The sequence below is a fragment of the Streptomyces sp. NBC_01549 genome (assembly GCF_026339955.1).
Taxonomy (GTDB): Bacteria; Actinomycetota; Actinomycetes; order Streptomycetales; family Streptomycetaceae; genus Streptomyces.
On sequence record NZ_JAPEPW010000001.1, the window covers coordinates 269,561 to 293,895 of the forward strand.

A 24,335-nucleotide genomic window follows, 5' to 3' on the forward strand; every position below is an offset into this window, starting at 1 on the left:
CCGGACATCCCTGACCGACGCGCCCGCGGACGTCCCTACTTGGCGTACATCAACGTGCCGAAGCCGAGCTGGTCGAAGCCCCCGCTGGTCGTGCCGTAGTCCCCGCCGCCGCCCTCGGGGCGCACGCTCTCCGCCATGGCCTGGATGTACGGGACGGAGAGCCCACGTCGGCGCGCGTAGTGGTAGTACAGGATGTCCCAGACCGGCCGGATCTCGCCGCGGCTCGCGGACGAGATCACGGTCTGCGACTGCTGGGCACAGCTCTGGCCCGTGCCCCAGGTGTACGTCGTGTAGGGCACGTCCTGGCCGAGGTTGTACTTGGCGACGTACTGGGCGCACTTCATGAACCGGTTGTCGCCGTACCCGTACAGGTCGTCGCCCTGGGACCAGGTCATCTCGCAGAAGGCGCCGAGCTCGCCCATGCCCAACATGGTATGGCCCTGGTCGCGGCCGCTCTCCTGGTACTGCGCGAGGCCCTGGCTGTCGTAGACGAACGGGATGGCGTGGGTGAGGGAGCCGTTGCCCGCGCCGTTCTTGAAGTAGTTCACCGCCTGGTCGTACTTGGCCGCGTCGTCGCAGAGGATGCCGATGGCCAGGATCGAGTTCATGTTGCACAGATCCCAGTTGGCCCAGTAGTTGGTGATGCAGGCGGTGTTGTGGTTGAGGAGGAAGTCGTTGTTGAGCGGGTAGAAGACGTTGAGCATCATCGTCTTGAACCGGGCGAGGTCGAACCCGGCGTAGTCACGCATGAGTTCGGCGGCGTTCGCGAACTGGTAGCCGTAGAGCCCGGCGGCCAGGAAGCGGTCGGCGTTGCCGGTGACGGTGGTGAGCGTGGCCGACCAGGCGTTGAGGATCCGGACGGCGGTGTCGGCGTTGGCGGTGGTTCCCGCGATCTTCCAGCGCAGGGCGTTCTGGTAGGCGGCGTGGATGTCGTTGTAGAGGATGCCGTAGTTCTCGCCGGTGCCGCCGCGGATGATGGTGGCTTGCGGGTTGGGGGTCCAGGTGGCGGCCGAGTGGCGGTTGGCGGTCAGGCGCTGCCAGCCGGAGAGCCACGGGTCGTCGCCCGCGGCGACCCGTACCTTGGCGCGGTTGAGCTCCCCGTAGGCGTGCAGCATTCCGGGGTGGGTGAAGGTCGCCGGTGCGGCGTCCGCGGTGCCGGCGGTCAGGGCGGCGCTACCGGCGCCGACGGCGAGGGCGGCGGTGACACCGCCCGCGGTCTTCAGGAGACCACGGCGACTCAATTCCGCGGGGTGGGGGTGCTGGTGGGGGGATGTGCGGCTCATCGCGTTCAGCTCCAATCCAGTGGAGGATCTAGAGAGGGGTGATGCTCACCTCGTCGAACTCGGTGGTGCTGCGGACCAGGGGGCTGCGTGAGCAGACCACGAGACCCACGTAGTAGGGGGCGTCACCGAAGCCGGGGATCTCTCCCACGGCGAGGGGGGTCCAGGTGGCGCCGCCGTCGGTGGAGACGGCTGCGCTGAAGGCGGTCCCGGTGCGCTTCAGCCGCAGCAGGCCGGGGAGGGTGACCGCGGCGGTGCCCGAGAAGGCGGAGGCACCCGCCACGGTCGTGCGGAGCATGAGCTGTACGGTGGTGCCGCCCGTGACGATCACCCCGGCCGCCTGGTCGAACGGCGACAGGGACTTGGCCATGAGCACCCCCACGCGATCGGCACTGGCGCCGGTACGCGAGAGAAGCCGGGTGGTGATCTCGCAGTCGCCGGTGACGGGCCGTCGTACGAACTGGCCTGTCATCCCTTGGCCGTTGACGTTCAGGTCGACCCCCGCGCCGCGGACCGAGAAGGTTCCCCCGTCGTACGCGGTGCTGCCGGGGGTGCGGATCGCCACCACGCCGAGGGTTCCGAAGTCCCGGTCGTCGAGGACGACGTCGCCGAGGTCGCCGTACGTCCACGGGGCGGGTGGCGGCGTGCCCACCATGAGAGTCAGGGTGCCGGATGCGGTCCCGGACGCGTTGCCCGCGGTCGTGGTGATGGTGAACTCACCTGTCCGGGTGGGAGTTCCGGAGACGAGGCCGGTGCGCCGGTCGACGCGGAGCCCGTCGGGCAGGCCGTCCGCGGTGAACCGTACGGGCTCGTGCGAGGCGCGCAGCAGATGCCGGAAGGCGACGCCCTGGTTGGCGAACGCGGTGTTCGGGGAGGTGAGTTCGGGCTTGGCCGGGGTCGGCATCGCGGCGGGTGTGCGCGCCGAACGCGGACCGCGGCCGCCGGTGTTGGTCTTCGCGACCGCGTAGTAATACGTCGTTCCGGGCGTCCCGGTCGCGTCCGCGTACCGGAGGCGGGTGCCGAAGCCGACCGGGCCGACGCGGGAGGCGAGCGTCTCGTACGGTCCGGCGTCGCGTGTGGAGCGCAGCACCGTGTACCGAGCCGCGGGGTCCGGGTCGGTCCAGGTCAGCTCGACGGCGTCGGCGCCGGTGGCGGCCCGCAGGTCGGTCGCGGTGCGACGGGGGCGGGGCACGGACCAGACTTCGCCGTGCGGGGAGGTGACGCTGACGTTGTCGAAGGCGCCGGTGCCGGTCTCGGCGTAGTCCTCGTCGACGCCGAGGCACGAGGTGAGGGCGAGGCCCGCGTAGGCGGTGTGCCCCAGCTCGACGTCAGTGGAGCCGACTTCGGTCCACCGGATGCCGTCCGCGGAGATGGCCCCGGTACAGCGGGGGCCCCTGCGGGTCACCCGAACCCAGTACGGGGCCCGCAGTCGGTAGCCGTCGCCCGCCCCCTCGACGTGCGGCGCTTCCAGCGGTGTGGCCGACTCCGGCAGCTCGCCGAGGTCGGAGATCGGGAAGGACGCGCCGGTGGTGATCGCCTGTTGCTGGGAGGCAGGCACGGGCGTGCTGCCGGTGGCGGAGACGGGCATCCCGGCCTGTGGGCGTACGGTCCACACGCCGCTCCAGGTGTGCAGCGGCAGTCCCTGGATCAGCATGGCGGCGTGCGCCGCGTCCGCGTCGAGCGAGGCGCGGACGGTGACACCGATCTTGGAGTACTGCGAGCTGAGCGGCCACACGATCCGTGCGGTGACCGCGCCGTCGCCGTGCAGCGCGAGGTGCGCCAGACGGTAGGTGTCGGCGGTGCCGGACGCCTCCAGCAAGAACCGTTCGCCGTCGAAGACCGCGGCGCCCGGGATCCGCACCTTGCCGACGTCCCGGGTCGACCAGGGTTCGGGGAGACCGGCGGTGGCCACCGCCCAGGTCGAACTGTCACTGTCGCCCCGTGAGTTGGAGGCGAAGACCGTGTAGAAGTACGTCCGGCCGGCGTGTACGTCGCTGTCGGTGTACGTCGGTTTCCCGACCCCGGACGCGACCTCCTCGTACAGGACCTCTACGGAGACGGCCCGCCGGACCGTGTAGGAGGAGGCCCACGCGGACGGCAGCCAGGTCACGGTGACGGTCATGTCCTCGCCCACCGCCGTGACGCCCGCCGGAGCCGTCGGTACGGTCGGCGAGGGTGCTGTCGCACCGGCGTAGGCGAAGGTGCCCCAACTGGGCATGTCGTCGTTGCTGCCCTCGACTACGCGGGCGCCGCCGGTGCCGCGGAAGACCGCGCTTCTCGTGTACGGGGCGTCGAGGCCGCGGACGCCGGCGTAGTGCGCGTACGCCATCTCGTAGATCGGTGGCAGGGTGCCGCGCCCGGTGGCCGAGACGGTCTTCTTGATGTACTTGCCGGTGCGGTCGAGGTCGGGGACGAAGGGGACGTCGCCGCCGAGGTTGTAGCGGGCTGCGTACTCGAAGTTCGCGAGGATGCGGTGGTCGTCGTACCCCCACAGATCGACGCCCTGGTTCCAGGCGACCTGGGCGGCGTCCGCGAGCAGGCCGACCGCGAGTTGTTCGTGGCCCTGGTCGCGGCCACTCTCCTGGCCCTGTCCGGCGTCGGTGACGATGCGGTGCGGGACGCTGCCGTTGCCCGCGCCGGCCGCGGCGAAGCGCAGAGCGTCGTGGAAGAGCGTGGGCTCCTCGCAGAACACACCTATGGCCAGCAGGGATTGAAGGGCAGTCAGGTCCCAGTTGCCGTTGGCGTAGAGCGTGTAGCAGGACAGCGCCGGATACCAGACGCGCAGGAAGGACTCCTCACAGCGCGCGATGTCCGCGTCACTCCAGCCGTCGTAGCCGGTGTGGCGCAGCAGTTCGGCCGCGTTGACGAACTTGAAGGCCTGCAGGCCCGCGCCGAGCGGACCGTCGGCTCCGGTGATGACGGCGAGCGAGGCGGACCAGGCGTTGAGGATGTCGCGGGCCTTGTCGGCGTGCGCGGCGTTGCCGGTGACGGACCAGATGAGGGCGTTCTGGTAGGCCGCGGCCGAGTCGGCGACGGCCTGGGTCTGGTAGTTGGCGGGGCCGCGGCCCCAGGTGGTGATCTGACCCGTGTTCTGCACGGTGTACGACGCGGAGGAGCGGGCGTGGCCCGCGAGCGCCAAGTAGCCGTCGTAGACCGGGGATTGCTCTGCGGCGACCGCCGCTTTCATGCGGGCGAGGTCGTCGGCGGTGTGCAGCAGGCCGGGGTGGGTGAAGGCCGGTTCGATGTCGTCCTGGGCCGCCGCCGCCCGGCCGGGCACGAGCAGGCCGCTCGCGCCCACCGCCAGCAGCAGGGCCGCGGTGCCGCCGAGGAAGCCCCGGCGGCTAAGCGGACCCGGTGTAGTCGACTGCGGCTCGGCAGCGCCCTGAAGGGGCGCGTGGCTGTATTCATCAGCGGCTCCGTCGCGGGGCGCGACCAGCCACGACGGCGCCGCAGCCGATCGACAGCCCCTCCCCGCCCCGCGGCGGAGCCGCAGATCGAACCAGCCGGCGGAGCGCCTAGGTGCGGGGCTCGTCATGACGCGGCGGCCGCCTCGGCCTCGGCGGTGGTGAGGAACTTCAGGTTGGTGACGTGCTCGTTGTAGAACCACTGGATCTCGTCGGTGGTGTAGTACCAGCTCGGCTTCTTCATCGAGTCGGCGACGACGACCCCGTTGATCACCAGGTTCTCGAACGTGACGTTGTTGATGGCGTGTTCGGCGTCGTAGCCGAGGAAGAGCGACGGTTTGGCGTGTGTGCCCGTGTAGCTGAGGTTCTTGACGTAGACGCCGTCGATACCGCGGCCCACCGAGGTGTTGTACTTCGTGTTGAACATGACCTTCATGTAAATGACCTGGCCCCAGCGGAAGTCCTCGATCCGGACGTCCTCTATGCGGACGTTCTTGATCAGGTTGGAGTCGCCGGGGTTGAGGGCGATGCAGCCCTGGTAGTTCATCTGGGGTTCGCGGTGGTCGAGGATGTCGATGTTCTTGATGACGAGGTTCTCGATCGTCTCGGGCGCGTCGGAGTTGCCGTGCGTGCCGACGTTGATCGGGTGCGCGACGTCGGCCCACAGGGTGCAGTTCTTGACGGTGATGTCGCGGGTGTCGCCGTAGTAGTCCCAGCGGTGGCAGTAGATGGCGATGCAGTCGTCGGAGTTGCGCATGAAGCAGCCGTCGAAGGTGATCCCGGTCGAGGAGAAGACGTCGAACCCGTCGCCGTTGCCCCGTGAACTGAACGCGCGCGCCTTGGTGATGTGGACGTTCCTGCTCTCCGCGAACGTGCCCGCGTAGCCGGCCGGGTTGAGGATGATGACGTCCTCGACCCGAATGTTCTTGCTGCCCTCGCAGAGGATGGCGCCGCCAGGGTTGTTGTACAGCACTCCGTGGCCGGTGAGACGGGACCGCTCCACGTCCTTGAAGTAGACCTGCGCGGTCAGGACGGCGCCACCCGCGAGGTAGACGGTCTTGCCGCTGGGGACGGTGAGGACGTTGCCGGTGACGGTGTGGACGCCGGGGCCGAAGTAGATGACGTTCGGGTCGTCGGCGGACGGGGTGTGGTGCTCGACGCGGTTGGTGATGAGGTGCAGGGCGTCGAATATCTCGTCGTTGATCTGGACGACGACGTCCTTCGGCTCGTCGAGGGTGAACCGCAGGGTGTCACCGAGGAGTTCGGGCGTGATGCCCAGCGCGTCCGGTCTCACCCGGGCCTTGGTGGTGCCGCCCTTGAGGTAGGTGACCTCGATCTCGACCGAGCAGTCGAAGTCGAAGTACGCCATCGACGAGCTGTAGACCTTGCCCGATCCGGTGGTGGCGTTGATCTCCTCGAACTGTGGCCGGTAGATGTCGAGGGTCTGCCAGTCGCCGTCGGAGGCGGTACGGACCCGCACCTTGAAGCTGGTGTTGGTCGGCATGGTGGCCGGGCGTGGGTAAGTGACCAGCTTGGGCCGTGACTTGAGGTCGTCCGCCTGGGCCGCCGTGGCGGTCAGGCCGGACGCTCCGGCGGCGAGCACGGTGGCGCCGGCCGCCCGCAGGGCCGTACGACGGGACAGAGGCGTGTTCATGTATGACTCCTTGCGAGGGTGAACTAACGGGTACGGAAGGTCACTTGAGGCCGGAGGTCGACATTCCGCCGACGAAACCGCGCTGGGCCACGAGGAAGATCAGCAGGATGGGCACGACGTACATCACGGAGGCCGCGGCCTGGAGGTTGGCGACCGGCGTTCCGGCCGACGTGACGTAAGTGGACATGACGGCGACGGCGAGCGTGGACCGGTCGGTGGACAGCAGCAGCTGAGGGGCGATGTAGTCTCCCCAGGACCAGGTGAAGGCGATCACGAAGCTCGCGGAGAGCACGGGCCAGGACTGCGGAAGGAAGATCCGCCAGAAGATCGCCGTGTAGCCGCAGCCGTCGACGATCGCGGCCTCCTCCAGTTCGCGGGGCAGACCGGCGAAGAACTGGCGGAAGAGGAAGACGAGATACGGCGCGGCGGACAGGCCCCACAGCACCCACGGCCAGTAGGTGTCGACCATGCCGAGCTTGGCGAAGATCAGGTAGGTCGGCAGGAGCGTGATGAGCTGGGGCAGCATCATCGAGCCGAGCAGGATGCCGAACAGCGTCTTCTTGCCGGGCGCGTCGAGGCGGGCGAATCCGAAGCCGACCCAGGCCGAACTCAGGGTGACCAGGGTGGCGTAGAGCATGGCGATGATCAGGGAGTTGCGGGCGTAGCCCAGGAAGTCGATCAGGCTGTAGGCGTCCGCGAAGTTGCGCCACTGGAAGTGGTCGGGCAGCCAGTGCACGGGCGAGGCGGCCAGTTCGGCCGGGTTCTTCAGTCCGGTGAGGATCAGCCAGCCGAAGGGGCCGAGGAACAGCCCGGTGAGGGCGACGAGGACGGTGTAGAGGACGAGACGGTTGACGCGTACCCGCACCCGGGGCGCGGACGCCGGGGGCTTCACGGGCGGACTGGTGGCGGTCACTTCTTCGCCTCCGGGTCGACGTTGTAGAACACCACGCCGGACGTGAACTTGAAGATGAGTCCGGTCACGATGAGGATCAGGACGAAGAGCACCCACAGGAGTGCGGAGGCGTAGCCGTAGCGGCCGAGCGCGAAGTACTGCCCGAACACGTGCATCATGTACAGGTAGTTGGACTGCGGGAGCTCGGTGACCCCTGCCGTGGTGCCGTCCGGCGTCAGCAGCAGCGGCATGATGGTCTGCACCGAGGCGATCACGCCGGTCACCGTCTGGAAGAGGAGCACCGGGGAGATCAACGGCACGGTGATGCTGCGGAACGTCCGCCAGGCGCTCGCCCCGTCGATGCGGGCCGCCTCGTGGAGTTCACGGGGGACGTCCTGGAGCCCGGCCAGCGAGATGATCATGATGTTTCCGGCGCCCCAGAGCACGCTCATCAAGAGCACGTACCGCGCGTAGGGGTCGGCGAGCCAGCCGACGGCGTCGACTCCGAAGAGGGTCAGGACACCGTTGGCGGCACCGGAGTTCTGGTCGAAGAGCGCCTTGAAGGCGAGGCCCACGCCCACCGGGGGCACCACGGCCGGCAGATAGAGCAGGGTGCGGAACAGTCCGCGCGCCTTGATCGGCCGGTTCACCAGGACGGCGAGCACGAGCCCGGCGGTGATCGACAACGGCACCGAGGTCACCGCGAACAGACCCGTGCGGCCCAGGGCGTCCCAGGTCTGCGAGTCGGAGAACAACTCGCGGTAGTTGCCGAGGCCGACGTAGCGCCAGTTGGGCGAGATGCCGTCGAACGTGGTGACGCTCAGCCACAGCGCGTACGCCATGGGGACGACGGTCAGCAGCAGGAACCCGACGATCCAGGGCGCGGTGAACCGGTAGAACGCCCGGTGCCTGCGCGCGGTCATGGAGGTCCGCGGCCGCTCCGCGGCACGCCCGCGGTCCACGCGTGCTGTCGGGCCGGGCCGGTCTGCGACGGAGGAGACCTGGTCAACCGTCATCCCACCTGCTCCTTACCGCGCTTGAGCTGCTCGTTCATGGCCGAGTTCAGGCGGCCGGCCAAGGTGTCGACGGACATGTGGCCCCGCATCGCGGCCGGGGCGATCTGGTTGAAGAGGGTGTAGAGCGAATCCGCCGTGGCGTAGGGCGTGAAGGCGATCGCCGAGAAGTGCTTCAGCTCGGCGTTCTGCACCTTCAGCACCCGCCTCTGGTACTCCTCCTGCGCCGGCATCAGCGACCGCAGGGACTTCAGGGTGGGGATGCCCCAGCCGCTCGAGGCGCGCGCCCTGGCCGGCGCCTCGCCGAAGAACCACTCGAAGACCCGCCAGGCAGCGTCCTTGTTCTGTGCCTTTCGCGGCATCCAGAGGCCGGTGCCTGCCTGGCAGGGGCTGATCCTGCGGCCGCCCTCGAAGATCGGGGCGGGGGCGAGGCGGGACACCGGCGCCAGTTTCTTGTCGGCGTTGATCAGGCCGCCGAGCCAGTAGCCCGAGTTGCTCATGGCCAGCCGGTTCGCCTGGTACGTGGGACCGTCCCAGGCGTTGGGGTCGGGCTGGATGATGCTGGGGCCGACCCTGGCCCGGACGTAGTCGATGTACCAGCTCAGCGCCTTGCGGGCCTCGGGAGTGGTGAAGTCGACCCGAGAGAAGTCGTCGCTGAAGAGACTTCCTCCGGCGGACGCCGTCAGGCTCGCCAGGAGATTGGGGGTGAGCACTCCGTTGTAGCTGCCGCCGAAGACGATCGTCTGGCCGTTGCTGCGGCGAGTGAGCCGCTCGGCGCTGTCCAGCCACTCCTCGTACGTGACCGGCTCCGCCTCGGGAGGGTAGTCGACACCTGCCTTGTCGAAGAGCGTGGTGTTGTACCAGTACATGGAGTCCTGGGAGAAGTCCTTCGCCATCCCGTAGCGCGGGCCCCTGCCCTGGGTCCTGCCGTCGTATCGCCACAGGTCGTTGACCGGGTCCAGGTCGTCGAGCCGGAGAATGCCGCTCGTGGCGAAGTAGGGGTCCAACTCCTCGGCCACGTCCCGCGCCGCGAAGTACGGCGCGTCCACGGCGCCGACACCGCGCACCAGGTCGGGCGGGTTGCCGTTGGTCATCATTCCGATCAGCTTGGTGAGGTCGTACCTCACCGTGACGATCTTGATGCCGATGTCCTTCTGGGCCTGTCTGATGAGTTCCGGGGAGATGTCATCGGGTTTGACCATCAGCGTGACGGTCTCACCCGGACCGCTGACCCCGCTGGACACCTGCAGGGCGCAGCCACTCAGCGCTGCCGTACCGGACGCGGCACCGGCCGCGGCACCGGCCGCGGCACCGGCCGCGGAAAGCGTGAGAAATTGGCGTCGGCTCAGCGGGGCACCAGTGTGTGGGCGCACGAACGCGCCACCTCCTGCTCCATCGGTTCGACATTTCGACCATGAATCGGCCTGGCGATCGCGGACCGATTGGCTGGGCAACCGGTTGTTGGGCGATGGGGCAGAGCTTCTTCCGGTGCGGAAACCGCGTCAAGCGTCTTGACGAACTTTCGAAAACAATGGGCCGTCTCAGCGAGATGAACCGGCGGACCGAAGGGGCGCCGCGCAGCCTCCGACAGTCGAGCAAAGGGCAGATCATCGCCCTGGTGCTCACACAAGGGCGCCTGCACGGAGCCCAGTTGACACCTCGGGCGGGAGTCTCCCGGACCGCGGTCTCGACGACAGCCGGCGAGCCGGTGGGGCGCAGCCCGATCACCACGGTCGACGAGGAGGCTGACGGTTCTCTCGACGACCATGTCAGAAACCGGTTGTTTCAGCGCCCCCGCTGCCACGCCCAACCGCAGGGCCTGGAACGAAAGGGAGGGCCGCCTGACGGAAGCCGCAGCCGCGCCCCTGTACCCCTGCACGCCTGCCAAGTAACCGTTTACGATCCAGAGCCGAGTCAGGGAGCGCGCCAGCGGCACAAGCAGGACCACGCCAAATCCGCGCGATTCCCCGACGTGCCGCTGCGCCCTGCCATGACATGGGCGCATACAGCCGGACAGCTCCGCAGCCCTCCGCACGCGGCTCTCCGTGCCGCACGATTGACCCGCACTTCCTGCCAGATCTACGGTAGAAGACGTTTTCTGAAAATGTTTCCCCCAGCGCCTGAGGAGAGTCATGCCCAGCGCCCAGCTGCCGAGGGCCGTGTTCGCCATGGATCCGGTGCACCTGCCTCTGCTCTTCCCTCCGCCACTGCTGGCACGTCTCCAGCAGGCGGCCGACCTCGACCCCGTGCTCGTCGTGCGGGACTTCGCCGATCCGGCGGTGGCGGACGCGTTGTCCCGGGCCGAGGTACTGATCACCGGGTGGGGCTGCCCCCACCTCGACGCGGAGGTCCTGGCCGCGGCACCCCGGCTGCGCACCGTCCTGCACGCCGCGGGCTCCGTCCGGTCGCTGGTCGGCGAGGCCCTGTGGCAGGGCGGAGTGACCGTCGCCAGCGCGGTGACCAGTAACGCGCTACCGGTCGCGGAGTACACCCTCGCCATGATCCTTCTCTGCGGAAAGGACACTTTCGCGCACCGCGAGCGCTTCCGCGGCACCCATGCCTACCCCTCCCCCGCCGAGACCGCCGGCACGGGCAATCTCGGCCGGCGGGTGGGGATCATCGGCGCCTCACGCGTGGGCCGCCGGCTGCTGGAACTGCTACGGCCGTTCGACCTCGCCGTCTCGCTGTACGACCCCTATGTGGGCGCCACGGAAGCGGCCGCGCTCGGGGCCGAACCGCTGTCCCTGGAGGACCTGTTGAGCACCAGCGACATCGTCAGCCTGCACGCCCCGGACATCCCCGAGACCCACCGCATGCTCGACCGCGACCGCCTCGCGCTCATCAGGGACGGCGGCGTACTGATCAACACCTCCCGCGGAGCCCTGGTGGACCCCGCCGCGCTCACCGACGAGTTGCTCTCCGGTCGGTTGAGTGCCGTGCTGGACGTCACCGAACCCGAGCCGCTGCCCGCCGGATCCCCGTTGTACGGCCTGCCCAACGTCTTCCTCACCCCGCACATCGCCGGCTCGCTCGGCAACGAGCTGGCACGCCTCGGCGGCATCGTCGTCGAGGAGCTGGAACGCCTGGCGGAGGGCCTGCCGCCGACCCATGAGGTACGTCACGCGGATCTGACCCGTGTCGCCTGAGTCCCGCACCGCCGACGACCCGCCCTGTCTCGAAGAAACCATGGGATACGGTTTCGGCACCGGCAGGGGCGTCCCCCCCGGCACGTCCGGTCAAGCAGTCGCTAGGGCGAAGGAGCCGCTACGGTGAGTCAGCGCAAGGCATCGAGCGACGCCGGCCGGGCCACCATCCGGGACGTGGCGGAGCAGGCGGGCGTCTCGGTCGCCAGCGTCTCGCGCGTCCTGTCCGGCAACTACCCGGTCTCGGGCGAACTGCGCCGACGCGTGATGAAGGTCGTACGGGACCTGGACTACGTCACCAACGCCCACGCCCGCTCCCTCGCCGGCGGCGGCACGCCGACGGTGGCCATCCTCATCAACAACATCACGGGGGCCGCGTTCGCGCACGTGGCCAAGGGAGTCGAGGGTGCCGCCTCGCTGCGGGGCTGGCTCTCGCTGGTCGGCACCACGGGGGACGACCCGGAGCGGGAACTCGCGCTGGTGAACCTCATGCGCCAGCAGGGCGTCGCCGCGGTGATCCTGCTCGGCGGGGCGTACGACTTCGACGAGTACCAGCTGAGAATGGCCCGGTTCGCACGCTCCCTCGACGCGGCGGGCTCGCATCTCGTGCTGGTCGGCAGGCCGCCGCTGGAGGGCGACGTACCGGCCACGACGGTCGACTACGACAACGAGGGCGGCGCCTACGCCATGGCCAGCCACCTCCTGTCCGCGGGCCATCGCCGCGTCCTGGTATTGCCGGGCCCAGCCGAACTCACCACGGCACAGGGACGGTTGAAGGGCGCGCGGCGGGCCTTCGAGGCGTACGGCGTGCCCTTCGATCCGGACCTGGTGCTGCACGGTGCGTACAGCTACGAGCACGGGTACGACGCCGTCGAGGAAAGTCTGCGGCGGGGGCTCGACTTCACGGCCGTGCTCGCGGGGACCGACGTGGTCGCCGCCGGTGCCATGCAGGCCCTTCGCACGGCCGGGAGGAGAGTGCCCGAGGACGTCTCGATCGTCGGCTACGACGACATCCCCCTGGCCTCGCAACTCACTCCGCAACTGACGACCGTGCACGTCCCGTACGAGGAGATGGGCCGCGTCGCACTGCGCGCGGTGGCCGACCGGCGAGAGGGCGGCGCCGGCCGTCGCAAGGGCGGCGACGGCGAGCACTTGGTGCTGGGTACGCATGTCGTCGTACGGCACTCCGTCCAGCCACCCGCCCAGCGGTCCTAGCGTGTTTTGCAGCCGCGTTACGTAAGCGTTTTCACCACGTTTTCGCGGCTCGTCAAGAGCGTGCTCCGCGCGGGCAGAAGGCCGCGCGGCCATCACCGAAGCGCCTCTGACCTGCGCACTTTCCTGCTCGTGTCGGGGCGCACGGCGGCGCTACGCATCACCTCACGGACAACCCGGCGTAACAAATTTCGGCAGACCTCTTGCTAGGGGCTTCCTACGCGGCCTACGGTCCACAGCAACCGTTTACTACCGCTTCCGCTTGGCCCGACCCCGCAAAGCGAGCCGACCCGACGGTTTTCCGGCCGCCGTTTCCCGGCCGACACGGAGCCTCCGTCCTCTCGTTCTGAGAACGCCAACCTCCCGAAGGATCACGGTCAGATGAACTCCATCAGCCCCCGCAGAAGAGTCGTCCACGCCGCCGTCGCGGGTCTCGCGCTGACCGGCCTGCTCACCGCGTGCGGTGGATCCGGTTCCAAGGACTCGTCCTCCTCCGGTCCGGTCACCCTCCCCTTCTGGGGCTGGGCCAACGGCCAGGAAGCCGTCGCCAAGGCCTTCAACGCGAGCCACAGGGACATCAAGCTCAAGTACACGAAGGTCACCGACCAGTTGACCATGCAGAAGCAGCTGACCAACGCCGTCAAGGCCGGTAACGCCCCCTGTCTCGTGCAGAACACCGTGGAGTACGTGACCACATGGGTTTCGCAGGGCGCCCTCGCCGACATCACCAAGTACGTCGAGGCCGACAAGGACAAGTTCAACACCGGCGCCTGGTCCGGTGCCCAGGTGCAGGGCAAGGTCTACGGCGTTCCCACCAGCTCGGCGCCCGCCTTCACCATCTACCGCACCGACATCTTCCAGAAGTACGGCCTGAAGGCGCCAGCGACCTGGGACGACTTCATAGCCGCCGGGAAGGTGCTGAAGAAGCACGGAATCAAGCTCACCAACTACGCCGGTGAGGACCCGAGCACGCTCGAGGTGCTCGCGATGCAGGCCGGGGCGCACTGGTACGGCATCGACGGCGACGCGTGGAAGGTGAACTTCCAGGACGCGGGCTCCCTCAAGGCCGCGCGGACGATCCAGGAGATCATCGACAACGACCTGAACTCCAAGCTCTCCTTCGCCGACTACGCGGCCGTGCAGCGCAACTACGACAAGGGCGGCACGGCGACCCGGCAGATCTCCACCTGGCAGATGGCCGGCATGGTCCAGAACTTCACGCAGTCCAACGGGAAGTGGGCCCTGTCCCCATGGCCGACCTTCAAGGGTGAGGCGGCCAAGACCCCGGCCGGAACCAACCAGAGCGGCGGACTGACCCTGGTCACCAAGCAGTGCGAGAACCAGGAGCAGGCGGCCCGGGCGGCTCTGTGGATGTCCACCGACACCGGTGCGGTCAAGACCATGGCGAGCCCGGCCACCGGCAACGGCGTCATGCCCGCGCTGGCCGACGGCGACTCGTACGTCGGCGAGGCCATCTCCGACAAGCTGCTCGGGGGCAACTACGAGCCGGGCAAGAAGGTCGTGACGGACAGCCTGAACACGGTCACCGGCGACTGGACCTTCGGCCCGGACTGGACCGCGATGTTCACGGAGATGCAGAGCGGCTGGGCCAAGGTCGTCAACAAGGACCAGAAGGTCACCGACCTGCTGGCCCACATGCAGGAGTGGACGGTGGGCGACCTCAAGTCCCGCGGCATCAGCGTCAAGAACTAAAGGCTCCCCGCATGATCCGCTCCCAGCGCTGGAAGGGTGCCGCCTTCACGGTGCCCTTCCAGCTCGGCTTCGTCTTCCTGTACCTCGTCCCGATCGGCTACGCCGTCTACCAGTCCCTGTTCCTGGAACAGCAGTCCGGACTCGGCCTCGGTGGCACGACGCAGAAGTTCGTCGGCCTGGACAACTACCGGCACGGCCTGACCGATTCGGCGTTCATGAACTCCGTCCTGCGGGTGTTCCTGTTCGCCTGCGTCCAGATCCCGGTGATGCTCGCCCTCAGCCTGCTGCTGGCCCTGTTGCTGGACGCGCTCACCGCACGGGCGGCGGGCAGGTTCCGGATCCTGCTGCTGGTCCCGTACATGATCCCCGGTGTGGTCGCCGCCATCGTGTGGGTCAACCTCTACAGCCCCACTGTGGGCCCGCTGACATCGCTGGGCGACCTCTTCGGGTTCCACTGGAACTTCTTCGCGCCCTCGATGGTCTGGCCGTCCATCGGCAACCTGCTCACCTGGCACGGCATCGGCTACAACATGGTGATCATCTACTCGGCGCTCCAGGGCGTGCCCCGCGACCTGTTCGAGGCCGCGCGCCTCGACGGCGCCTCCGAGGCGCGCATCGCGCGCAGCATCAAGATCCCGTACGTGCGCGGAGCCCTGGTGCTGACCGGCCTGCTGTCCATCATCCAGATGCTGCAGATCTTCAACGAGCCCGCGCTGTTCCGGAACGTCACACCGCAGACGGTCGACGACAGCTTCACCCCGATCATGATCATCTACAACCAGGCGTTCAACGCCGGCAACTACCACTACGCCGCGGCCCTGTCGGTGCTGCTCGCCCTCATCCTCGGCGTCGCCTCCTTCCTCTTCTACCGGTTCACTTCGAAGGAGGTCGACTGACGATGCTGACGCAACACCGGAGCGAACCCACCACCGAGCGGCCCCCCGCCCGTCCCGTCCGGCGGCTCACCCGCCCCGACGGCGCCTCCCGCGGGCGGGGTGGCCAGCGCTTCCTCCTGGTCGGTCTGATCCTGGCCAGCGCCTACAGCCTCTTCCCGGTGTGGTGGCTGATCGTCGCCGCCACCAAGGACCGGACCGGGCTGTACCAGAGCAACGGCCTGTGGTTCTCCGGCCTGCACCTGTGGGACAACCTGCACCAGCTGTTCACCTACGAGGACGGCATCTTCCTGCGCTGGACCGCCAACTCCTTCCTGTACGCGGGAGTCGGCTCCCTCGGCGGCACCCTGATCGCCCTCGCCACCGGATACGGCCTGGCCCGCTTCGAGTTCCCGGGGCGGGGCGTGGTGTTCGCGTGCGTCGTGGGATCCTTTCTGATCCCGCTCGCCCTGCTGACCCTCCCCCTGTACCTGCTGTTCTCGCAGATCGGGCTGGTCGACACCCCGTGGGCCATGCTCATCCCCTGTCTGATCAACCCGTTCAGCGTGTACCTGGCCAAGGTCTATGCCGAGGCCACGATCCCCTTCGAACTCCTGGAGGCGGCCCGCCTCGACGGTGCCGGAGAGCTGCGGATCTTCTTCAGCATCGTGCTGCGGATGATGACGACAGGCGGCGCCACCGTGTTCCTGCTCGCCTTCGTCAACACCTGGAACGCGTTCTTCCTCCCGCTGACCGTGCTGCGCGGCGAGAAGAACTGGACCCTCAACATCGGCCTGTACAACTGGACCGGCAAACGGCTGGAGTCCGGCATCGACCTGACGAGCCTCGTCCTGACCGGCGCGCTGCTGTCCATCGTGCCGATGGCGATCATGATGGTCGCGATGCGCCGCTACTGGCGCACCGGCGTCACCCTGGGAGCCCTCAAATGACAGCGCCCCGGGCCGTGGCGCGCAACCCCGTCATCCGTGGCTTCGCCCCGGACCCCTCGCTGATCCGGGCCGGCGAGTGGTACTACGTGGCCACCAGCTCGTTCGAGTGGTTCCCCACCATCCCCCTCCACCGGTCCCGCGACCTGGCGCACTGGGAGTACGCGGGACATGTGCGGGGCGCGGTCCCGGGGAACTCGCTGGCGGGGGTTCCCGACTCGGGCGGCATCTGGGCGCCGTCGCTGAGCTGGGACGGCGAGCGGTTCTGGGTCGTCTACTCGATCGTGCGCTCGGTGGGCACCGCCTACTTCGACCTGGACACCTACGTCACCACCGCCACCGACGTGGCCGGGGAGTGGACCGCCCCGCGCCGTGTCGGCAGCCATGGCTTCGACCCCGCGCTCTTCCACGACGAGGGACGGCTGTGGCTGCTCAACATGCAGAGCGACCACCGTCCCGGCGGCGAGCGCTTCGCGGGGATCGTGCTGAGCGAACTCGACCGCGACACCCTCGCCCCGCTCGGCGACACACGCCTGCTGCTCCAGCACGAACGGCTCATCGAGGGCCCCAAGTTGCTGCGGCGCGACGGCTGGTACCTTCTCGTGCTCGCGGAGGGCGGCACGGGATTCGAGCACGGCGTGCGGGTGGCGCGCAGCCGGACCATCACCGGCCCGTACGAGCTCGACGGCCGGGCCCTGCTGACGACCCGGGACGCCCCTGAAGCGCCGTTGCAGAAGGCCGGGCACGCGGAACTGGTCGAGACGCCGGACGGCGAGTGGTTCATGAGCCATCTGGCGGCCCGCCCGCTGCGGACCCCGGACGGACCCCGTTGCACCCTCGGCCGCGAGACCGCGATCCAGGCCGTGACCTGGGACGCGGACGGCTGGCCCCGGCTGCGCCAGGGCGGCCGGCACCCGGCGGTCGAGGTCGACGTACCCGCTCGCCCCGGTCCGCGGCCCCCGGCTGCCGGGCCCGGGACCGACGCGCTGTCCTGGCCGTGGAGCACCCTGCGCACATACCCGGATCCCTCCTGGGCCGACACCAGCGGCCGCCCCGGCTGGATCCGATTGCGCGGCCGTCAGGGCCCGGAGTCCCGATGGGCGCAGAGCCTGCTCGCCCAGCGGATCACGGAGCACCACGCGGAGGCCGAGGTCACGGTCGAGGCCGCGCCGCGCACCTTCACCCAGGCCGCGAGCCTGCTGCTGTGGTACGACACCGCGTCGTATCTCACGCTCGATCTGACCTGGGCCGAACCCGAGGGCGAGCCACAGCGCGGCCAGCAGTGGCAGGGCGCCGGCCGCACGGTGCTCAGTCTGCTGGAACGCGACGAGGAGGGCGCCCGGCAGGTCGCGGTCGCCGACATCGACACGGGTGCTCCGGTCACCCTGGGCGTGACCGTCGACGGCGCCGACGCGCAGTTCTGGTACCTGCGAGACGGGGAGCGCACGCCGATCGGGCCGCCGCTCGACTTCAGCCGCCTGTCCGACGACTACGGATCCCGGCTGCGTTTCACCGGCGCGTTCGCCGGTATCCGCGCCCACGACCTCGTCGACGCCGCCTTCACCGCCGACTTCACCGGCTTCCGGCTCACCTGCACTCCCCGGTGACCTCCCGTCGGCGTTCGATGTTTCGAAAGTTTTGACCAGCGTGATCCTGCGAATACCCGCCTCTTCACGCCCGTACGAAGGTGGGCTTACTGTAGGAAGCGCTTACCATGCGTCACTCGGTTCTCCTTGCGTGAGCAGCGCGACGCGAAACTTTCGACGGCCCTCGGGCGGGCCGGAGAGGCGGTTTCTCGATGGCCCCTACCGGGAGCGTGAGCACGGCGGTCGGACCCACCCTGGCGGTCGTCGCCCGCGCGGCCGGGGTGTCGGTGCCCACAGCGTCGAAGGTCGTCAACGGCCGGGAGGACGTGGCCCCGGAGACCCGTCGCCGCGTCACCGAGGCCCTCGACCGCCTCGGCTACGTCCGCAGACCCCGCTTCGAGGTGACAAAGCCTCCGGGGCTGGTCGACCTCGTGGTGCACTCGCTGGAGAGCTCCTGGTCGGGGGCGGTGCTGCACGGGGTGGAGGGCGCGGCGCACGACGCGGGCCTCGAGGCGGTGGTCTCGGCCGGCCTGACCCGGACCGGGGGCGGGCGCCCGGAGCGGGGCTGGCTGGACAAGCTCACCGCGCGCGGCTCGGCGGGCGTGCTGTTCAACCTGGCCGAGCTCACCCCGTCCCAGTACGCCTGGCTCGAGCGGCACCGCATCCCGTTCGTGATGATCGACCCGGTCCTCGAACCACCGCCCGGCGTGGTGTCGGTGGGCGCGGCCAACTGGCAGGGCGGGGTGCTGGCCACGGAGCACCTCCTCTCCCTCGGCCACGAGCGCATAGCAGTCATCGGTGGTCACCGCCGCAGGATGTGCGGCAACGCCCGGATCGCCGGCTACCGCTCGGCCCTCGCCTCGGCCGGGGTCAGGCATCGCCCCGAGTACGTCCGGCACGGCGGCTTCAGCGAGACCGGCGCCCATCGCCGCATGCGGGAACTCCTCGACCTGACTGAACCGCCCACCGCCGTCTTCGTCTGCTCCGACAAGATGGCCTTAGGGGCCTACCAGGCCCTGTCCGAAAGCAAGTTGAGGGTCCCGGACGACATCAGCGTGGTGGGCTTCGACGACCTTCCCGAGTCCCGCTGGGCCACCCCGGCCCTCACCACCGTCCGCCAGCCGCTCTCCGAGATGGCGGCGACGGCGCTGCGCCTGCTGGTGCGCATGATGGCGGGCGACCAGCCGGAGGGCACACGTACGGAACTGTCGACGCGTCTGGTGGAACGGGCGAGTACGGGCCCGGTACCGAGGGCCTAGAAACCGGCTGCCCACGTGATGCCGCCGAGCAGGTGCGCGCGGAAGCCGGGGTCCTCGTACGCCTGGGAGGCGTGCCCGAGCGCGGTGTAGAAGACCCTGCCCGCGCCCTGTTCCCGGCACCACACGAGGGGATGGTCCTGCCCCATGCCCCCGCCCTCGTAGGAGGATTCGTCGGCGGAGGCGAGAACGCGGACCGCACCGCGCGGGCTGACGCGGAAGTCGTACCACTCGTCCGTGAACTCCCAGACGGGTGGGAGGTGTTCGGTCGCCGGATGCCCGTGGTCCTCGACGAGGGCCTTGCCCGGCTGGTACTCCGGATGCCGGTCGAAGCGCGCGCCGAGCAGTTCGCCGTAGTACGGCCAGTCGTACTCGGTGCAGGCGGCGGCGTGCACTCCGACGAACCCTCCGCCGCCCTCGACGTACGCCGCGAGCCGGGTCCGCCCCCGCGGGGTCAGCACGTCCCCGCTGGTAGAGAGGAAGACGACCGCCGCGTACGGGTCGAGGGGCGTCTCGAAGGCGCCGGGGTCCTCGGTGGCGTCGACGGCGAACCCGTGTGCCGCGCCCAGCGACCGTACGGCGGTGACGGCGTCCGGGATGGAGTCGTGCCGGTAGGCGGTGGTACGGGTGTAGACGAGAACGCGGGTGGTCATGGGACCGAGTCTATTTCCGCGGTGGGGTGAGCCCCAACGAGGCGGGAGGTCAGGACGCGCGTCAGCTCGCTTCAACGCGGGTTGAGCGCACGCCGCGCCGCGTTGACGACGTTGTGGGCGTCGGCTCCGTATACCGCGGACTCCCGGAGAGTCTTCCAAACCTTCTTGTACAGGGCGACGTTATCGGCGTCGTCCAGCCACAGTTCGGCGTGCCAGTCCTCCGCAACAACGAGGCGGTCATCGAGGACCCAGAAGCCGTTGGCGGGCACGATCTTCACAGAGGCGGTGAACGGGATGATGCCCAACTCGACCGTGTCCATACCGATCATGCCGGTCAGCCGGTCGAGCTGTGCGCCGAGTACCGAGGGAGGGCAGATCATTGAATCCTCCCCCTCGTGAGCGAGGGGGATTCCTGGCTCAGGCCGCCGCCCGGAGCAGCGCTCCGGGAGGTCTTGCGCCTTCGGCACCAGCCGGGTTGAGACCAGCCCGGACGAGCATCACGCGGGCTGAGTTCTTGTCCCTGGGGGACACGGCTTGGCACGCGGTGCAGGTGTAGGTACGTTCCGACAGCGGCAGTGCGTGCTTGGTTCTCGCTCCGCACGATGCGCAGTCCATGGTGGTGTGCGCGGGATGCACAAGGCGGACGTCCCGCCCGTGCTTGCGGCCCATCTCGATCAGGACCTTCTTGGTGGCGCCGATTGCGGCGTCCGCCGCCTTGCGCGCCATCGAGGTTTTGGCGAGGAACTTCGGACGGAAATCCTCCACCGCGATCGCGTCATGGTCGCGGACGACCTTCTTGGCCCACTTGCGGGCAGTGTCCCGCCGCTGCCGGACGGCCTTCTTGTACGCCTTCGCGCGCAGCTTCCCCGCCTCGCGGTAGCCCTTCGAGCCCGGCTGCCCCCTGGCGGGTCTGCGGCGGGCCATCATCCGGTCGTACCGCGACAGTTTCGCCTGGGCTTTACGGCCGTGCTCGGCATGGGGCAGGTCATGGGCATCACTCGTGGTGGTGGCGGTCTCCTTCACGCCCCAGTCGACACCGATCACCGCACCCGTCCTGGGCAACGGCTGGATCTCGGCAGGGACGACGAACGAGGCGTACCAGTGGCCGACGCTGTCCCGGTACACCCGCGCCGAGGAGGGATCGGCGGGCAGGTCGCGGGACCACACGACCGTCAGCACGATGTTGCCCGCGAGGTGCAGGAGACCGTCTTTCAGCCGGAAGCCGCGCTTGGTGTAGTTCAGACTCGGGTCGGCGTCGCGCTTCTTCTTCCACTTGGGCATCCCGGCCCGCTGCCGCGTCGCAAGCCGGTCCTTGATGTCCTTCTGCGCCTTGGCGCGGGACTTCCCGAAATCCCGGATGATCTGCTGCTGCGGCACCGACGAGCCCTTTCGCAGCCACGGAGTGCGGGTGCGGGCCTCGGTCAGCATTTTGTCGAGCTGTGCCGGACCGCACGTCTGCTTGTCCTCGCCCTCGGGCCGGTGCTGGTTGCGGGTGTGCGCGGCCCTGGACTTGGCGACGCACTCGTTCCACACCCACCGGCACCGGTTCCACTCGGCTTCCAGGGCGGTGCGGGCAGCGGACGACACGCGCAGCCGGTACGTGTACCGGGCACGCCCGGCCTCGTCGGCTTCACTTGGCGTCTTCATGCCGCCAACGTAGCGTCATGGTTCGTTTCTCACTCCGGATCCCGGCAGCCCTACACGAACGGGTGACCGAACGGGTGACCGCTCAGGCCACTGCGGATCGGCAGTCCCTCAACTCCGAGACCCTCCACCTCCTGGAGGCCACCCTCGCCGCTCCCCGGGCGGACACCGGATCGCCCGGCGGCGATCCGGCTCCTCCTGCCCCGCCACACGGGAAGCCGGATTCCTCCCCGGCCTGAAGGCGGGGCACCCTCCGGTCACCAGGTGAACGCAACGCGGCCTCCCACATCAGCACGTGAAGCTTGCGACCCGACCGGTACAGCCACTCCTGGCGCTGCACCCGGGCGCGCACGGCGTCCTCGATGTCGTTGGCCGGGCCGAGCAGCTCCGAATAGCGCTGGATGACGTGGCGTGCGTACTCGGGGGTCTGCATCAGACCGGCGACTACTGACTCTTCCCACACCCATAACTCCGAGGTGCGCTCGATCTCCTTGCTCAAGCCCCCGTGCAGTGGCTTGAAGCCGTTCGCCAGGGCGCGACGCCACGACCTGATCTGGGACTCGAATCCGGCGAGACGGGCGGCGAGTTCGGGATACAAATCCGGCCGCTCGTTCGCTTCAGCCCATGCCCGGAGGTCCTCGGGGGTTGCCGTCTGTTTGGCGGTCTCCAGCTTGCTGACCTTGGAGCCCGGCCAGCCGAGCCGCTGCGCGAGTTGCCGACCGGTGAGCCGGCCGCCAGGGCACGAGAAGCGGAGTTCACGGAGCCGCGTCCCCAACGCCGCTCGTGCCCGCTGGTAGTCAGTACTCACCGGTCGCGCGCGCTACTCGGTCGTGGCCACCTGCGCGGCGAACTGGTCGTACGACACGGCGTGGTGCATGGCCGCGTCGCGCACGATGGAGTACCGCACGACCCCCGCGGGCTCCGTGATCAGTTCGATGTTGAGCAGGTTGTCGTCATCGTCGAAGTGCAGCAGGGCGACGAGGCGCGAGTCGAAGATCCAGAAGTCCTCGGCGGGCAGACCGGCCCGGTCCGCATCCTGGCGCCACAGGTAGCGGATGTCCTCGCCGACGGCCGCGTTGTGCCGGGCGTAGTCGAGCAGAACAGCTGTTCCGTGGTGGGCGGGTTGTCGGCGATGCGTACGCGGCCGACCTGCTTGCTGGCGTCCGTCTGGCGGCGGATGTTGATGAACCAGGGTTCGTTGGGATCCCAGGTGGAGGATCCGGTGGCCAGGAACGCCTGATAGTCGGGGTCCTGCCGGTCCGACGCATAGCCGCGTCGCGTCTCCAGACGCCAGGCGGTGTGTTCGAAGGTCTCGAAGAGCCGCCGGAAGGTTTCCCGGTCGACCAGTTCGGGCACCCGCTCCATCTCCTTCGGTCCCCAGTTCACGAGCAGTTCGCGCGGCACGACCACGGCGGCCTCATCCTGCCCGAAGTGCCGGAGCCGCGCGATGTGGCGCCCGGCCCTCCCCCGGCGCGGCCTGCGGTGCGGACATACCCAGCGGCGGCCTCCCGTGGGGTCTCCGGCGGCCTCTCGTACCCACCCGGGGCGTCCGGCCGTATCCGCCAGCACGAGGCCCCGGAGATACCGTCCCAGGCCGTATGCTCTTCGGCCATGGAAATCACGCCCGTGATGGCCACGCTCCTCGGAGCGGGGTTCGGGTCACTCTCAACAGCGCTGATCGCCGTGGTGGTTCAGAAGGCGACCCTGAAGCGCGAGCGCAAGCACAAGCTGTGGGAACGTCAGGTCGCGGTCATTGAGGAGTCCCTCAGGCACGAGCGAGTAGTCGCCTTGAAGAGGAACGAGGTGATGCGCAACCCGGGGCCAGAGACCGACGTGTTCCTCGCGCTGAAGTCGGTTTTCGATGAAGCCGACGTGTCCAAGATCATGGCGAACCTTGAGCTGTACGGGTCACCCGCGATTCAGGCCGCGCACCGGACAGCATTTGAAGCCTGGCGCGACTGGCTGGTGGATTTCGTCGATTGGCAGAAGTGGAACAAGCGCACCGGGCCAGGCCACGAGGAGGAGAAGGAGCGCGCCGAGGCCGTACGCGAGACGACCAAGCGGTGGCCGAACGTCGAGAAGCTCGCGTCCAAGGCCGACGAGGCCTACGACGAGTTGGTCAGGGTGATGCGCGCGACGGCCATCTTCGAGCCGGTCACCAATCGCGTGAACCCACCGAACCCGGAACTCCCCCGGTAGGTCAACGCGGGTTCAGCGCGCGTCGCGCCGCGTTGATGACGTTGTGGGCGTCGGCGCCGTACACGGCTGACTCGCGGAGGGTCTTCCAGGTCCGCAGGTAGAGGGCGACGCTGTCGTCATCGTCGAGCCACATCTCAGCGTGCCACGCCTCGGTGACGACTTGGCGGTCGTCGTAGATCCAGAACCCCAAGCCGGGCGGAACCTTCAGGGACGCGGTGAGCGGCACAATGCCAAGCTCCACGGTGTCCATGCCGATAACGCCCGTGAGCCGGTCGAGTTGGGCGGTGAGCACCGAGGGCGGGCAGACCAGCGAACGCAAGACCGGCTCCCACAAGATGACGTGGTACCGCCTGCCGCCGCTGTACAGAAGCTCTTGACGCCTCATGCGAGCCCGCACGGCTTCCTCAATGTCCCGTGGAGACCTGTGCAGTTCGGCGGAGCGGGTGAGCACGGCGCGTGCGTAGTCGGGGGTCTGGAGGACGCCCATGACCCATGACGACTCCCAAGCGCGCAGCACCTTCGAATTGGCCTGCGCCTCGTTGTGGACGTCCTGCACGGGCTTGTGTCCGCCGACGAGTTGCCTGCGCCACGAGCGGATGTGCGACTCGAACCCCGCAAGCCTGGCCCGCAGTTCCTCGTACGACGCGGGCTGACCGCACGCCGCTGCCCACTGTTCCAGGTCTTCCGGGGTGGCCGTCTGCTTGCCCAACTCCAGCTTGGAGACCTTCGAGTTGGGCCAGTCGAGTTTGCGGGCGAGGGCAGTGCCGGTGAGCCGACCGTCAGGGGCGGCTAGCCGAAGTTCCCGGAGCCGCACCCCGAGTGCTTCGCGGGCCTGCTGATAGTCCGTGCTCACCGGCACACACCTGC

General features: G+C 68.9%; 18 protein-coding genes and 2 pseudogenes. 8 read left to right on the forward strand and 12 right to left on the reverse strand.

Going from position 1 to position 24,335, the window contains the following annotated elements; all coding sequences use genetic code 11:
- Nucleotides 1-35 precede the first annotated feature (35 nt).
- From OG819_RS01135 to OG819_RS01160, 6 genes are all read right to left on the reverse strand, one after another.
- Nucleotides 36-1,283, reverse strand: a complete 1,248-nt coding sequence (locus OG819_RS01135) for an alginate lyase family protein (RefSeq protein WP_266630068.1) — start codon at nt 1,281-1,283, stop codon at nt 36-38.
- 28 nt (nt 1,284-1,311) lie between these two features.
- Nucleotides 1,312-4,557, reverse strand: a complete 3,246-nt coding sequence (locus OG819_RS01140) for an alginate lyase family protein (RefSeq protein WP_266652534.1) — start codon at nt 4,555-4,557, stop codon at nt 1,312-1,314.
- A gap of 254 nt (nt 4,558-4,811) precedes the next feature.
- The gene (locus OG819_RS01145) at nt 4,812-6,338 is read right to left on the reverse strand and encodes a glycosyl hydrolase family 28 protein (protein ID WP_266647548.1); all 1,527 of its coding nucleotides are present in this window, start codon (nt 6,336-6,338) and stop codon (nt 4,812-4,814) included.
- 40 nt (nt 6,339-6,378) lie between these two features.
- Nucleotides 6,379-7,251 carry a carbohydrate ABC transporter permease gene (locus tag OG819_RS01150; RefSeq protein ID WP_266647550.1) on the reverse strand — a complete coding sequence of 291 codons (873 nt, stop codon included), beginning with the start codon at nt 7,249-7,251 and terminating at the stop codon, nt 6,379-6,381.
- Nucleotides 7,248-8,246, reverse strand: coding sequence for a carbohydrate ABC transporter permease (locus tag OG819_RS01155; RefSeq protein ID WP_266647551.1), 999 nt, complete (start codon nt 8,244-8,246; stop codon nt 7,248-7,250). The genes OG819_RS01150 and OG819_RS01155 overlap by 4 nt, the downstream gene beginning before the upstream one ends.
- A complete protein-coding gene (locus OG819_RS01160; protein ID WP_266647553.1) occupies nt 8,243-9,616 on the reverse strand; it encodes an extracellular solute-binding protein in 1,374 nt (457 codons plus the stop codon). Before OG819_RS01160 ends, OG819_RS01155 begins: the two co-directional genes overlap by 4 nt.
- A gap of 759 nt (nt 9,617-10,375) precedes the next feature.
- Between OG819_RS01160 and OG819_RS01165 the strand changes: the two genes are divergently transcribed.
- The 7 genes from OG819_RS01165 to OG819_RS01195 all read left to right on the forward strand — a co-directional run bounded on the left by OG819_RS01165 (nt 10,376) and on the right by OG819_RS01195 (nt 18,975).
- Nucleotides 10,376-11,389, forward strand: a complete 1,014-nt coding sequence (locus tag OG819_RS01165) for a hydroxyacid dehydrogenase (protein WP_266647554.1) — start codon at nt 10,376-10,378, stop codon at nt 11,387-11,389.
- Nucleotides 11,390-11,512: 123 nt separating this feature from the next.
- Nucleotides 11,513-12,601, forward strand: a complete 1,089-nt coding sequence (locus OG819_RS01170) for a LacI family DNA-binding transcriptional regulator (protein ID WP_266647555.1) — start codon at nt 11,513-11,515, stop codon at nt 12,599-12,601.
- A 378-nt stretch (nt 12,602-12,979) separates the two neighbouring features.
- Nucleotides 12,980-14,311 carry an extracellular solute-binding protein gene (locus tag OG819_RS01175; protein WP_266647557.1) on the forward strand — a complete coding sequence of 444 codons (1,332 nt, stop codon included), beginning with the start codon at nt 12,980-12,982 and terminating at the stop codon, nt 14,309-14,311.
- 11 nt (nt 14,312-14,322) lie between these two features.
- Entirely contained in the window at nt 14,323-15,207 is an 885-nt protein-coding gene (locus OG819_RS01180) for a carbohydrate ABC transporter permease (RefSeq protein ID WP_266647559.1), read from the forward strand.
- Nucleotides 15,208-15,209: 2 nt separating this feature from the next.
- Complete coding sequence (locus OG819_RS01185) at nt 15,210-16,133, forward strand: carbohydrate ABC transporter permease (protein ID WP_266647561.1); 924 nt, start codon at nt 15,210-15,212, stop codon at nt 16,131-16,133.
- Nucleotides 16,130-17,737, forward strand: a complete 1,608-nt coding sequence (locus OG819_RS01190) for a glycoside hydrolase family 43 protein (RefSeq protein WP_266647563.1) — start codon at nt 16,130-16,132, stop codon at nt 17,735-17,737. Before OG819_RS01185 ends, OG819_RS01190 begins: the two co-directional genes overlap by 4 nt.
- A gap of 191 nt (nt 17,738-17,928) precedes the next feature.
- On the forward strand, nt 17,929-18,975 hold the full coding sequence (locus OG819_RS01195) for a LacI family DNA-binding transcriptional regulator (RefSeq protein WP_266647564.1): 1,047 nt from the start codon (nt 17,929-17,931) through the stop codon (nt 18,973-18,975).
- Here the strand turns inward: OG819_RS01195 and OG819_RS01200 are convergent.
- From OG819_RS01200 to OG819_RS01220, 5 genes and pseudogenes are all read right to left on the reverse strand, one after another.
- On the reverse strand, nt 18,972-19,625 hold the full coding sequence (locus tag OG819_RS01200) for a ThuA domain-containing protein (protein ID WP_266647565.1): 654 nt from the start codon (nt 19,623-19,625) through the stop codon (nt 18,972-18,974). The genes OG819_RS01195 and OG819_RS01200 overlap by 4 nt on opposite strands.
- 71 nt (nt 19,626-19,696) lie before the next feature.
- A pseudogene (locus OG819_RS01205) lies at nt 19,697-20,008 on the reverse strand (Scr1 family TA system antitoxin-like transcriptional regulator); the annotation flags it as partial.
- Nucleotides 20,009-20,042: 34 nt separating this feature from the next.
- Nucleotides 20,043-21,272, reverse strand: a complete 1,230-nt coding sequence (locus OG819_RS01210; protein ID WP_266647566.1) for a transposase — start codon at nt 21,270-21,272, stop codon at nt 20,043-20,045.
- 82 nt (nt 21,273-21,354) lie between these two features.
- Entirely contained in the window at nt 21,355-22,077 is a 723-nt protein-coding gene (locus OG819_RS01215; RefSeq protein ID WP_266647568.1) for a Scr1 family TA system antitoxin-like transcriptional regulator, read from the reverse strand.
- A gap of 12 nt (nt 22,078-22,089) precedes the next feature.
- Nucleotides 22,090-22,718: pseudogene (locus tag OG819_RS01220) on the reverse strand (DUF6879 family protein); the annotation flags it as partial.
- 162 nt (nt 22,719-22,880) lie between these two features.
- On the opposite strand from OG819_RS01220, the gene OG819_RS01225 reads away from it, so the two are divergent.
- A complete protein-coding gene (locus tag OG819_RS01225; protein ID WP_266647569.1) occupies nt 22,881-23,468 on the forward strand; it encodes a hypothetical protein in 588 nt (195 codons plus the stop codon).
- 1 nt (nt 23,469) lies between these two features.
- On the opposite strand, the gene OG819_RS01230 is transcribed toward OG819_RS01225, so the two are convergent.
- Nucleotides 23,470-24,321 (reverse strand): helix-turn-helix transcriptional regulator, encoded by an 852-nt coding sequence (locus OG819_RS01230; protein ID WP_266647570.1) that lies wholly within the window; start codon nt 24,319-24,321, stop codon nt 23,470-23,472.
- Between the last annotated feature and the right edge of the window lie 14 nt (nt 24,322-24,335).

What these genes read in the sequence shown, in the direction of transcription:
- OG819_RS01145 (WP_266647548.1), bottom strand. Translation starts at nt 6,338, where the DNA reads ATGAACACGCCTCTGTCCCGTCGTACGGCCCTGCGGGCGGCCGGCGCC.
- OG819_RS01180 (WP_266647559.1), top strand. Translation starts at nt 14,323, where the DNA reads ATGATCCGCTCCCAGCGCTGGAAGGGTGCCGCCTTCACGGTGCCCTTC.
- OG819_RS01195 (WP_266647564.1), top strand. Translation starts at nt 17,929, where the DNA reads ATGGCCCCTACCGGGAGCGTGAGCACGGCGGTCGGACCCACCCTGGCG.
- OG819_RS01175 (WP_266647557.1), top strand. Translation starts at nt 12,980, where the DNA reads ATGAACTCCATCAGCCCCCGCAGAAGAGTCGTCCACGCCGCCGTCGCG.
- OG819_RS01210 (WP_266647566.1), bottom strand. Translation starts at nt 21,272, where the DNA reads ATGAAGACGCCAAGTGAAGCCGACGAGGCCGGGCGTGCCCGGTACACG.
- OG819_RS01165 (WP_266647554.1), top strand. Translation starts at nt 10,376, where the DNA reads ATGCCCAGCGCCCAGCTGCCGAGGGCCGTGTTCGCCATGGATCCGGTG.
- OG819_RS01190 (WP_266647563.1), top strand. Translation starts at nt 16,130, where the DNA reads ATGACAGCGCCCCGGGCCGTGGCGCGCAACCCCGTCATCCGTGGCTTC.
- OG819_RS01135 (WP_266630068.1), bottom strand. Translation starts at nt 1,283, where the DNA reads ATGAGCCGCACATCCCCCCACCAGCACCCCCACCCCGCGGAATTGAGT.
- OG819_RS01225 (WP_266647569.1), top strand. Translation starts at nt 22,881, where the DNA reads ATGGAAATCACGCCCGTGATGGCCACGCTCCTCGGAGCGGGGTTCGGG.
- OG819_RS01185 (WP_266647561.1), top strand. Translation starts at nt 15,210, where the DNA reads ATGCTGACGCAACACCGGAGCGAACCCACCACCGAGCGGCCCCCCGCC.
- OG819_RS01155 (WP_266647551.1), bottom strand. Translation starts at nt 8,246, where the DNA reads ATGACGGTTGACCAGGTCTCCTCCGTCGCAGACCGGCCCGGCCCGACA.
- OG819_RS01200 (WP_266647565.1), bottom strand. Translation starts at nt 19,625, where the DNA reads ATGACCACCCGCGTTCTCGTCTACACCCGTACCACCGCCTACCGGCAC.